The sequence below is a fragment of the Streptomyces sp. NEAU-174 genome (genome assembly GCF_052665095.1).
The window spans coordinates 230,737-242,588 of record NZ_JBQTCE010000009.1; the positions used below are offsets into that span (position 1 = coordinate 230,737).

Annotated in this window: 7 protein-coding genes; 1 reads left to right on the plus strand and 6 read right to left on the minus strand. The window is 73.8% G+C overall.

The features are described from left to right. Positions 1 to 289 precede the first annotated feature (289 nt). The 6 genes from ACT2CW_RS26835 to ACT2CW_RS26860 all read right to left on the minus strand — a co-directional run bounded on the left by ACT2CW_RS26835 (position 290) and on the right by ACT2CW_RS26860 (position 8,366). Entirely contained in the window at positions 290 to 2,044 is a 1,755-nt protein-coding gene (locus ACT2CW_RS26835) for an SEL1-like repeat protein (protein WP_445518535.1), read from the minus strand. 51 nt (positions 2,045 to 2,095) lie between these two features. Next, complete coding sequence (locus tag ACT2CW_RS26840) at positions 2,096 to 3,070, minus strand: acyl-ACP desaturase (protein ID WP_164428808.1); 975 nt, start codon at positions 3,068 to 3,070, stop codon at positions 2,096 to 2,098. Positions 3,071 to 3,296: 226 nt separating this feature from the next. Further along, entirely contained in the window at positions 3,297 to 3,539 is a 243-nt protein-coding gene (locus ACT2CW_RS26845; protein WP_014060726.1) for a hypothetical protein, read from the minus strand. Positions 3,540 to 3,634: 95 nt separating this feature from the next. Next, entirely contained in the window at positions 3,635 to 5,389 is a 1,755-nt protein-coding gene (locus tag ACT2CW_RS26850) for an alpha-L-fucosidase (protein WP_445518536.1), read from the minus strand. 473 nt (positions 5,390 to 5,862) lie between these two features. Then, positions 5,863 to 8,076, minus strand: coding sequence for a 4-alpha-glucanotransferase (gene malQ / locus ACT2CW_RS26855; protein ID WP_445518537.1), 2,214 nt, complete (start codon positions 8,074 to 8,076; stop codon positions 5,863 to 5,865). Continuing rightward, positions 8,076 to 8,366: a hypothetical protein gene (locus ACT2CW_RS26860; protein WP_164428804.1), complete on the minus strand. Its 291-nt coding sequence runs from the start codon at positions 8,364 to 8,366 to the stop codon at positions 8,076 to 8,078. The genes malQ and ACT2CW_RS26860 overlap by 1 nt, the downstream gene beginning before the upstream one ends. Positions 8,367 to 8,776: 410 nt before the next feature. Between ACT2CW_RS26860 and ACT2CW_RS26865 the strand changes: the two genes are divergently transcribed. Then, positions 8,777 to 11,764, plus strand: a complete 2,988-nt coding sequence (locus tag ACT2CW_RS26865; protein WP_445518571.1) for a beta-N-acetylglucosaminidase domain-containing protein — start codon at positions 8,777 to 8,779, stop codon at positions 11,762 to 11,764. Positions 11,765 to 11,852: the final 88 nt, after the last annotated feature.

Consider the following 11,852-nt stretch of genomic DNA (forward strand, 5'->3'; position numbering starts at 1 on the left):
GGGGGGGGTGGACGGGGTGTGACGCTGGGCGGGCCCGTCCCCCCCCCACGCCCCCGCGAAACCTGGTTGTGGGCAACGCGTTCCAGGTTGTGGGCAATCGTTCCGCGGGGCGGAACGGGTGGGCACAACCCACCCACCGGGGTGCACCCGGGAGCGATGGCTCAGCCAGGGACTGGCTGGGCCGCGCCGGGTCGGCCCGTCCCTGGCCAGGGTTTCGTTGCCGGGTACCGGCCGGTGGCCGGTTTGTGCCCACCCGTTCCGCCCCGCAGAACGATTGCCCACAAACCGGTCAGCTGGGGTCGCGTAAGGCCAGGCGGGCCATATCGCCGTATTGGTGGAGGAGGTCCGGGTACGCCGACGCGGCGACCCGGAGCCAACGTTCCGCTTCCTCCTCGCGCCCCAGCCCCCGCAACGCCTCCGCCAACCAGTACGGCGCCTCCGCATGCTCCCCCTCACACGCCATCCGCAACAGCGGCTCCGCCTCCGCACACGCCCCCCGCCGCACCATGCTCCGCCCCGCGAGAAACGCGGGCGGAACGAGACCCCTGCGCGCGGCGCGCACATACCAGCGCTCGGCGTGCTGCGGATCCCCGCCGCGCTCCTCCGACGTCCAGCCCAGCCACCACGCGGCGCGCCCATGCCCCAGGTCGGCCGCCCGGCGGAACCAGATCTGGGCGGTGCGCCGGTCCCGGGCCTCGTCATAGATCCGGCCGATGTCATACGCCGCACCGGCGTCGCCCTCCGCCGCCGCGGGCTCGTAGTACGGCACCATCCGCAGCCCCTTGGCGCCGCCCCCTTCGTACAGCATCCGCCCGAGGGCGAGCAGGGCGCGCGGGGTGCCCGCCTTGCGGTACCACTCGGCGGCCTCCGGGAGCCGGTACAGCCGGTCCAGCGCGTCGGCGTACGCGAACCAGGCGTCCGGGCCGCCCTCCTCGGCGCGGGCCCGCAGCCCGGGAAGCCGCTCCTCCCACTCGGCGGGCGGCATCCGCTCAGGGTCGGCCCGAATCGCGGCGATGTCCCGAAGCGCCGCGGCGATCCGCTCCTCGCCCTCGTCGAAGCGCTCCTCGAAGCCCTCGTCGGAGTTCTCCTCGACCCCGTCGCCCCCCGCCGCCCGCAGCCACCGCTCCGCCTCCCCCAGCCGCCGCTGCCGCACACACAGCACCCCGAGGTTGAAGCAGGCCCACATATGGCCGCCGTCCGCCGCGTCGGCCGTGCGGTACCACTCCTCGGCGGTGCGCAGTTCGCCGTTCTCCTCCGCCCAGACGCCGAGGACGTACGCCGCGCCGTCGTAGCCCCGCTCATGGGCGCGTTCGACGAGGGCGCGGGCCTCGGCCCAGCGGCTGTCGTCGCGGGCGATGAAGAGGGCCTGGTCCACCAGCGCCTTGGCGCCGCCGACCGCGGCCGCGCGGGCGTACAGCGCCTCGGCCTCCGCGACCATCCGGGGGTAGCGCTCGAACATCGCCCTGCGCTCCGGGTCGAGCAGTTCGCGCAGCGCCTCGTACGCCTCCTCGGGGTCGCCCTCGGCCTCCGCCAGGGCGAGGGCCGCGCGCCAGCCGTCCAGGTCCCTCAGCATGCTCTGGATGGCCCGGCGGCTGTGAGCAGCGACGTCGTCACCCTCGGCGGACGCCTCGGCCAGCCGCGCGAGCGCGGTGTCCCATTCGCCACGCGCGGCCAGCAGCACGGCGCCGTTGGTCTTGCACTCGACGCTGCCGAGCACGGCCCCGTGCTCGTACCACCGCTCGGCGCCGGCCGTGTCACCGGCCTCCTGGAGCAGCCGGGCCAGGCCGAACGCACAGCCGCCGTCGCGATCGGCGGCCGTGCGGTACCACCGCTCGGCCTCGGCGAACTCGCCGCGGTCCTTATGGCAGATCGCGAGCGTGCGCGAGGCCTCCGCGTCCCCGGCGTCGGCGGCCCTGGCCCACCAGGGCAGGGCCTCGTCCAAACGGCCCCGGCCGGTGAGGAGTTCGGCGTAGGCCCGGTACGCGCCCGGCTTACCGGCCGCCGCCGCGGCCCTCAGCCGGGCCGCGTCGGCTTCCGGATCCACCGCCGCATCTTGCGATGAATGTTCGACCATCACCCGATGGTGCCAGAGTGATCACGACCGTTCGGCACGGGCCCTGCGACGGGCCAGCAACGCCTCGCGCTTCTCGTCGAACTTGGCGGCCTGATCGTCCAGTCCGCCCATGTAGAGCCCCAGTTCCTCCTGCGCCTTGAGCCCCTCCGGGCCGAGCCCGCCGATCTCCAGGACCTTCAGGAAGCGCAGCACGGGCTGGAGGACGTCGTCGTGGTGGATGCGCAGGTTGTAGATGCCGCCGATGGCGATCTGGGCGGCGGCGCGCTCGAAGCCGGGCATGCCGTGGCCCGGCATCCGGAAGTTGACCACCACATCGCGGACGGCGCCCATGGTCTGGTCGGGGGCCAGCTCGAACGCCTTCCCGAGCAGGTTCCGGTAGAAGATCATGTGCAGGTTCTCATCGGTGGCGATGCGCGCCAGCATCCGGTCGCAGACCGGGTCGCCGGAGTGATGGCCGGTGTTGCGGTGCGAGATGCGGGTGGCCAGCTCCTGGAAGGCGACGTACGCCACGGTGTGCAGCATGCTGTGCTGGTTGTCCGATTCGAACCCCTCGCACATGTGCTCCATGCGGAACCGCTCCAGCTGCACCGGGTCGACGGCGCGGCTGGTCAGCAGGTAGTCGCGCATCACGATGCCGTGGCGCCCCTCCTCCGCCGTCCAGCGGTGCACCCAGGTGCCCCAGGCGCCGTCCCGGCCGAAAAGGGTCGCGATCTCGTGGTGGTAGCTGGGGAGGTTGTCCTCGGTGAGGAGGTTGACCACAAGCGCTATCCGGCCGACATCGCTGACCTTGGACTGGTCGGGCGCCCATGCCTCACCGCCCATGATCCCGTCGAAGTTCCGGCCGTCGCTCCACGGGACGTACTCGTGCGGCATCCACTCCTTGGCGACCTTCAGATGCCGGTTGAGCTCGGTCTCGACGACCTCTTCGAGTGCGTACAGGAGCTGGGTGTCGCTCCAGACGGCCTGACCGTGGCGGTGGGTAGGGGCGAGTGTCACGGTGGGGGCTCCAGGGGGACGGGGGCGACGGGCTATACCTACGGCCCCGTAGGTTACGACACCGTAGGTTAAAGCGAAAATAAACAGGCCAGGGCCGGTGGATGGCGCGCGGTGAACTCGGCGTGACACGCCCCCACTTGGCGATTCGGCCCGCACACACAAAAGCGCCCCGGCCGGATGGCCGGGGCGCTCCGCAGCGGCGTGCGGGCTTCGTCGATCGATCGCGTCAGTCGGTCTGCTTACGGGACTTCCTGTCTCCCGCCATCACCAGACCAGCGATCACCAGGAACAGGATGATCGGAGCAGCGACATAGAGGCCCAGTGTCTCGGCGACACTCAGGCCCGGACCCGGGTCGTCACCGTCGTCGCGGGTGAGCGCGAACGCGGGGGACGACATCAGCAGCATCGCCGTCGTCGCGGCGATGACTGCACCGGCGCGCACGGCGTTCTTTTTGACCTTGTTGCTCACGGACTCAAGTTATCCGACGCCCCCCGGCGCCGCGTGCCCGGGGTGGCCTTAACACGGTGCTGTGATGGCCATGACACAGCCCCCGGGTCGCCGGCTCAGCGGCGGCCCGCCTCGCTGAGGTGGACCGTGGGCGGCAGCAGCCGTGGCGCGGCGCGGGAGGCGAGGACGCGTATCCGCAGCCCGTCCGCGGTGACGGGCGCGGCAAGCGGAAGGATCCGCCGGGCCCCGATGGTCGTCCCGGACGCGATGTCCCGCCAGGTTCCCGCCACCCGGGCCTGCACGGTGAACTCCTCCACCCGCTGCCCCTGGCGGATGTCCTCGCCGAGCCGCACCCGGTCGAAGGTCACCGGATGGCCGGTCGTCGGCCGGGAGCCGGTGCCGTATGTCACCCTTACGGCCTTGCCGAAGGCCGTAAGGGAGGCCATATCGGCGTCGTCGATGCGGCCGTTCTTGGCGGGCCCCGCGTTGAGCAGCAGCGAGGCGTTGCGGCCCACGCTGCGCTCGTACAGCGACATCAGCTGGTCCGGGGTCTTGGGCCGCTCCGCGGGGTCGTGGAACCAGCCTGGGCGGATCGAGACATCGGCCTCGGCCGGGTACCACTGGAGATAGCGCACGCCCGGCGCGGTCAGCTTCGCGCGCGAGCCGATGTCGGCGTCGGTGGAGTCATTGGGCAGCCCGCCGCCGATGACGGTCCACGGGTCGACCGCGGACGGGGTCACCGACCACTCGGTCTCGCGGGCGACGCCGTCCTCGTTGCCCACCCAGCGCACGCCCTGGGCGCCCTGGAAGATCACCGAATTCGGGGAGAGCGCGTGGATCAGCTCGAACCAGTTCCTGACGTTGTAGTGCTGGGTCACGCCCGCACCGCCCCAGGGGTTGGCGCCGTCCAGCCAGAACTCGTCGACGGGACCGTACTGCGTCAGGATCTCGTAGATCTGGTTGAGGTAGTACGCGTCGTAGTCGTCGGCGGCGAAGCGGAAGCTGGGCAGCGCGCCGGAGGCGACCTTGTCCTTACGGTCGTCACCGGGGACGAGGGTGGGGATGGTGCGCTCGGTGGGCTTGCGGCCGTTGCCGTAACGGCCCTGACCGGCGGGCGCGCGGTCGCCGTCCTCCAGGGCCATCCGCTCGGGCAGCGAGAGCTCCTCGCCGTTCTGCTGCTTCTCGCGGATCTTCTCGACCCACTGGGCGTGCCAGGCGTGCGGCAGCTCGGCGCCGTCCGCGGGCGAGAGATAGACGCCGACCTTGAGTCCCGCCTTACGGGCGGCCTTGACGTACGCGCCCAGGACATCGCCGTCGGGATTCCGGCCGCCGGGGCCCTTCATCCACCAGGGGCTGGCCTCGACGTCGTGATCGGTGTAGCGGCTCGGGTAGAGCACGAAGCCGTCGTGGTGCTTGGCGGTGAGCATGACCTGCTTGGCACCGGCGGCCTTGTACGCCCGCATCCACTGGTCCATGGCGAGCTCGGGCGGGTCGAAGAGCCTCTCGTCCTCGGCCCCGGAGCCCCACTGACGGCCGGTCATGGTGTTCATGCCGAAGTGGGTGAAGGCGGTGATCTCGCGCTGCTGCCAGGCCCACTGCCCGGGGGTGGGGACGGTGTGGGCGGCCTTGTCGACGATGCGGGCGGGGGTGTCGCAGTCCTCGACGATCTGCTGCGGGGCGGGGGTGACGGGCCCCTCGCATCCGGCCCGTGCAGCGGCCCGCCCGGGGGCCTGCGCGGCGGCCTCCGCAGGGGCGGGAGGGACGGCGGCGGCCGCGAGGGCGGCCAGGGCGAGGGCACGAAGCGCGAGCAGCGCACGCCGCCGCCCGCGGGTGCCGCGGGTGCCGGGCGTTCCGTCCAGAGGTCGGGCCATGGTCCCCTCCAGGTCTCCGATCGGCATTGATCGGATCTCTATGGCGGTGTCCATGACAGCGTGCCAGAGAAGAGACGTCCTGGGGAGACTGCGCACGGCATAGGTCCCACCTATGGAGCGGCACAGCCACTCCGGGGTGTCCCCGGTGCGGCATGGGCTCCGCCCCCGCACCCCGGGGGTCCGGGGCGGAGCCCCGGTCCGAAGGCTGAGGCGGAGCCCCACTCGGAGGCTGGAGCGGCAGAGCCCCCTCCGGGGCCCGGGGCGGAGCCCCGCTCCGGGACCTGGAGCGGGGGAGCTCTGCTCCGGAGCCAGGGGCGGCGGAACCCCATTCCGGGTACTGGGGCGGAGCCCCAATCCGGGGCCCGGGGCGGAGCCCCGAACCGGGGCCCGGGGCGGAGCCCCGGTTGTGGGGAGGGGCGGGGAGGGGAAGAGTCCGCCGCAGGCGTCACGAACCGCCTGATACCCCGGAGCGGCTATGAGGCCGGGGCACCGGAGGGACGAGCCGCGAGCAGGGCCACCTCGTCCATCAGCGCGCGCAGCCTGGGCGAGGCGACCAGCTCCTCCAGGGACATCGGGCGCCCCTCCGCATCGGCGATCGGCAGCCGCCAGTTGGGATACTGATCCCAGGTGCCCGGCAGATTCTGCGGCCTGCGGTCCCCCACCGCGTCCGGCAGCCAGACCCCCACCATCCTCGCCGGCGTGCGCAGCAGAAAGCGGTGGACGGCCTTGACCGCCGCCTCCTCGTCGCCCGGCCCCTCCGGCAGCAGCCCGAGCCGCCCCAGCAGCCCCAGCCACTCGGCGACCTCGACCGCGTCCGCCGCCCGCTCCTCGGCGAGGGGGCGGCTCAGCAGGCCCAGCCGGTGGCGGAGCTCGACATGGTCACCGGTGAGCCGGGCGGCCGTGCTCGGCAGATCGTGGGTCGTCACAGTGGCCAGGCAGTCCGCCCGCCACTCCTCCGGCGCCAGCGGCCGCGCGGCGCCCGCCCCGTCGTAGTTCCGCTCGAACCACATCACCGAGGTGCCCAGCACCCCCCGCCGCTCCAGCTCCTCCCGCACACCGGGCTCGACCGTCCCCAGGTCCTCCCCTATGACGACCGCCCCGGCCCGGTGCGCCTCCAGGGCGAGCGCGCCGAGCATCGCCTCCGCGTCGTAGCGGACGTAACAGCCCTCGGTCGGCTCCCGCCCCTCCGGCACCCACCACAGCCGGAAGAGGCCCATCACATGGTCGATACGGAGCGCGCCCGCGTGCCGTAAGAGGCCCCTCAGCAGATCGCGGTAGGGGGCGTAGCCGGTGGCCGCGAGGGCGTCCGGGCGCCACGGCGGCAGGCCCCAGTCCTGGCCCCGGGAGTTGAAGGCGTCCGGGGGCGCCCCGATCGACATGCCGGAGGCGAAGACGTCCTGGAGCGCCCAGGCGTCGGCGCCCGAGGGATGGACCCCGACCGCCAGATCGTGGACGAGGCCGATGCCCATGCCCGCCTCGCGCGCGGCGCGCTGGGCGGCGGCCAGCTGGGTGTCGGTGAGCCAGGCCAGCCAGCAGTGGAAGTCGGTGCGGTCCAGGTGCTCGGCCCGCGCCCGGGCGGTGCCCGCCGAGCGCGGATCGGCCAGGCCGTCGGGCCAGGCGCGCCATTCGGGGCCGTGGGTCTCGGCGAGCGCGCACCACAGCGCGTGGTCCTCCAGGGCCTGGCCGCGCTCGGCGAGGAAGTCGCAGTAGGCGGCGCGGCGGCCGGGGCTGAGCGGGACCGTCCGCACCAGCTCCAGCGCCTCGCGCTTGAGGGCCCAGACGGCGTCCCGGTCGATGAGGGCACCCTCGCGCAGGACGGAGTCACGGAGCGCGGCGGCCGCCTCCAGCAGCTGATCGGCCCGCTCACGGGCGCGGCCGCGCAGCTGGGCGTATTCGGGCACGTCCTCGATCCGCAGATGGACCGGGTCGGGGAAGCGCCGCGAGGAGGGGCGGTACGGCGAGGGGTCGGTGGGCGCGGCCGGGGTGCCGGGCACGGCGGCGTGCAGCGGGTTGATCTGGACGAAGCCGGCGCCGAGCGCCCGCCCCGACCAGGCGGCCAGATCGGCCAGGTCGCCGAGGTCGCCCATGCCCCAGGAGCGTGCGGAGAGCAGCGAGTAGAGCTGCACCAGGAAGCCGTGGCTGCGGACCGGGGACAGCGGCATCCGGTCGGGGGCCACGATGAGGGGGGCGGTGGCGCGGCGGCCGTCGGGGGCCTCGGCGAGCAGGGTGTGGGCGCCGGGCGGCAGCGCGGCGAGCGCGGTAAGGGGGCCATCGGCGGTGGCGCCATTCGTAAGGGCGACGTCCAGGGCACCGCCCTCGCGGGCGCCCTCCGTCAGGGTGCCATCGGCCGTCAGGGTGCCATCGGCCGGTAAGGACCCGTCGGCCGCCCGCCCCCACGGGCGCGGTGCGCCGTCCTCGGGGCACACCCGCAGCGCCGTGCCCTCGGGCAGGCTCAGCCGGGGCGCCTTGCCGGGGCGCAGCACCACACAGGGGGGCAGCAGCCGGTCGCGCCGCCGGGCGTCATACCGGTCCAGCGCTTCGCGTACGGATCGGGGGGTCGAGGCGTCCACGCCGAGCGCGGCGAGCACAGCGACCACGGTGTCCTCGGGCACCTGGACGGTGCGACCCGGGGCGGGGTCGTAGGACGTGGCGACACCGTGCAGCTCGGCGAGCCGCGCTCTGCCCATCAGTACTCCATCGGCCCGCAGCCCGCGCCCGCGCCGGAGAGGACGGCGGTCGGCTCACTCGTCAGGGGAGGTTCGGCGGCGAGCGGAGGCTCGCTGGTCAGGGGGATGTTGTCGGCGAGCGGAGGCTCACTGGTGAGGGGCGCCTCGGTGGCGCTTCCGGACCCGAAGCCGTCCAGGCCGCACAGTCCGCAGTCGGGGTCGGAGACCCCGTCGAAGGGATCCGGCTCACTGGACGCCTCGGGGCCGGGTTTGGACAGGGCGGAGAGCAGGAGTTGAGCTGACGCGGCCACACGGACCTCCGTGTTGTCGGCAGTGGGTCATCCCGAGCCCTACCCACTCCGGACGGGCGCAGACGTAAACGCCCCCCGGACGTGCTGTAGGTCACACCCCTTCTGGGCGGCGATTTCACTGCGTGAAGGGATCGGGGGCACAGAGTTTACGAACAGGACCGCCCTTCATCCGTCAGACTTGCGCCGGGCGTGCCGCGCCCGGCGCGGGCCGCCCGTGGCCCGGCGCCAGGCGCCCGAGGCGCGGCGCACGCGTCAATGCCGACACTTCGGACGTTCGCGTTGACACCCTCACCGGCCTGGTGGTGGGCTCACGCCTATCGGCGCCATATTCACGGGGACCGGCTATCTGGATCGAGGAGAGGCCCGTGCAGTTCGGGGGGAAGAGGCCCAGGGCAGCGGGCGCGACGGCCATGGCCGCCGCGGTCATCGGGGGGCTGCTCGGCGGTGCCCCGGCGGCCACCGCGGCACCGGTGGACCACGGCGCCCCGGGCGCCGCCACACCGGAGCGCGACAGCAGCGAGGGCATACCGCCCGTATGGCCGCGCCCCCAGTCGCTGCGGGCGCAGGGGCCGGAGGTGGCCCTGGGGGACGAGGCCACGCTCATAGCCGACGGCGACGCCGATCCGTACGCCCTGGACGCGCTGCGCGGCCTGCTGCACGACGCCGGGGTGCGCACCGTCAACGAGGCCACGCCCGGCGGCAAGGCCCCGGCGCGCGGGCTGGTGGTTCATGTCGGCGGTAAGGGCGCCACGAACGCGCTGCGCGCCCTGCGCGCGCCCGAGCGCGGCGACCTCCCCTCCGGCGGCTATCTCCTGGCCACGGGCCCGGTGGACGGGCATCCCACGGTCGCGCTGTCCGGCGTCGGTACGGACGGGCTCTTCCACGCCGTCCAGACCCTGCGCCAGCTGCTGGTGAAGCGGGAGGGCCGGGGCTCGGCCTTCGCCGGGGTGACCGTCCGCGACTGGCCCGCGACGGCCGTAAGGGGGACGACGGAGGGGTTCTACGGCTCCCCGTGGTCGCACCGCGACCGGCTGGCCCAGCTCGACTTCATGGGCCACACCAAGCAGAACCGCTATCTCTACGCGCCCGGCGACGACACCTACCGGCAGGCCCGCTGGCGCGATCCCTACCCGGCCGAGCGGCGCGAGGAGTTCCGCGAGCTGGCCACCCGCGCCCGGGCCAACCATGTGACCCTCGGCTGGGCGGTCTCCCCCGGCCAGGAGATGTGCTTCTCGTCCTCGAAGGACCTCAAGGCGCTGCTGCGGAAGGTCGACGCCATGTGGGCGCTCGGGGTGCGCTCCTTCCAGCTCCAGTTCCAGGACGTGAGCTACAGCGAGTGGCACTGCGGCGCCGACGCCGATGAATTCGGCTCCGGCCCGGAGGCCGCCGCCACCGCGCAGGCCAAGGTGGCCAACGCCCTCGCCGGCCACCTGGCCGAGCGCTACCCCGGCTCGGCCCCGCTGTCCCTGATGCCGACCGAGTACTACCAGGACGGCGACACCGAGTTCCGGCGCGCGCTGGCCGGGGCGCTCGACCAGCGCGTGGAGGTCGCCTGGACCGGCGTCGGGGTGGTGCCCAGGACCATCACCGGCGGTGAGCTGGCCGGTGCCCGGTCGGCGTTCGGCCACCGCCTGGTCACCATGGACAACTACCCGGTCAACGACTGGGCGCAGGACCGGATCTTCCTCGGCCCGTACACCGGCCGCGACCCGGCGGTGGCCACCCAGTCCGCCGCGCTGCTGGCCAACGCCATGGAGCAGCCGACCGCCTCCCGGATCCCGCTGTTCACCGCCGCCGACTTCGCCTGGAACCCGCGCGGCTACCGCCCCCAGGAGTCCTGGCAGGCGGCCATCGACGACCTCGCCGGGCCCGACGCCAAGACCCGCGCCGCCCTGCGCGCCCTCGCCGGGAACGACGCCTCCTCGGTGCTCGGCGGCGACGAGTCCGCGTATCTGCGCCCGCTCGTCGACGCGTTCTGGACGGCCCTGGGCGGCACGGACGTGGAGCGGCTGGAGCGCGCGGCCGACCGGCTGCGCGGGGCCTTCACGACGATGCGTGACGCCCCCGAGCGGCTCGCCCGCACGCTGGGCGACGATGTGCGGCCCTGGCTCGACCAGCTGAGCCGGTACGGCGACGCGGGGGTGCGGGCCGTGGACATGCTCACCGCCCAGGCGCGCGGCGACGGGGCGGCGGCCTGGAAGGCCCAGCTCGCGGTGGAGGCGCTGCGCGAGCGGATCGGGGACAGCCGGGTCACGGTCGGCAAGGGCGTCCTCGACCCCTTCCTCGCCAAGGCCCTGGTCCGGGCGGACGCCTGGTCGGGCGTGGACCGGACCCCGAAGCTGGGGCTGCGGACCGGCGAGGCGGACCGCGCGGCCGCCGACGGTAAGGCGGCCACCGAGGTGTCCTCGCCCGGCCGCCCGGTCACCGTGCGCTTCGGCCGCAGCCGTCCGCTCGCCTCCGTCTCCGCGCTCACCGCACGGGTCCAGGACGCCGCGCCGGGCACCGTCGAGGCGCATGTCCCAGGCGAGGGCTGGCGCCGCATCGGCTCCCTCTCCGGCAGCGGGTTCACCCAGGTCAGGGCGGCGGACGGGGACAAGAACCTGTCGGCGGACGCGATCCGGCTCAGCTGGCCGGAGGGCACCACCCCGCCGGCCGTGCACGAGATCACGCCCTGGTTCGGCGACACCCCGGACGCCGGGCTCACGCTGTCCCACAAGACGGCGGACGCGCAGATAGGCGGCGACGCGGCCGTGGTCGAGGCCCAGCTGGTCTCCCACCGCCCCGGCGATGTGAACGGCGACCTCACGGTGAAGGCGCCGCGCGGCATCACCGTCCGCGCCCCCGACGGGGTGACGGCCCCGCGCGGCGGTACGGCGACCGCCCGGCTGGAGATATCGGTGGCCAAGGGCACCAAGCCGGGCAGCTACTCCCTCCCGGTCCGCTTCGGGTCCGAGGAGCGCATGCTGACCGTAAGGGCGCATCCGCACACCGGCGGCCCGGACCTGGCCCGTGCGGAGGGAACGAAGGCGACCTCGTCCGGCGATGAGACCGCCGATTTCCCGGCGTCCGCCGCGATCGACGGCAAGGCGGACACCCGCTGGTCCTCCCCGGCCGAGGACGGCGCCTGGCTCCAGCTGGAGCTGGCCCACCCGGCCCGGATCGGCCGCCTGGAGCTGACCTGGCAGGACGCGTACGCCTCCCGCTACCGCGTCCAGGTCTCCAAGGACGGCCGCACCTGGCGCGACGCGGCGACGGTGGCCCACGGGAAGGGCGGCCGGGAGTCGATCGGCATGGACGCCCCGGACACCCGGTTCATCCGCGTTCAGGGCGTCGAGCGCGCCACCCGCTTCGGCTACTCCCTCTGGTCGGTCGCCGCCTACGCGGTGCGGAAGAACTAGGCGGCGCAGAGGAATTGGGTCCTGTCCGGCGGATCTTCCCCGGTCCTTTGAGACCCGCCGGACAAGAACCCAGGGGGTCCCCCGAACA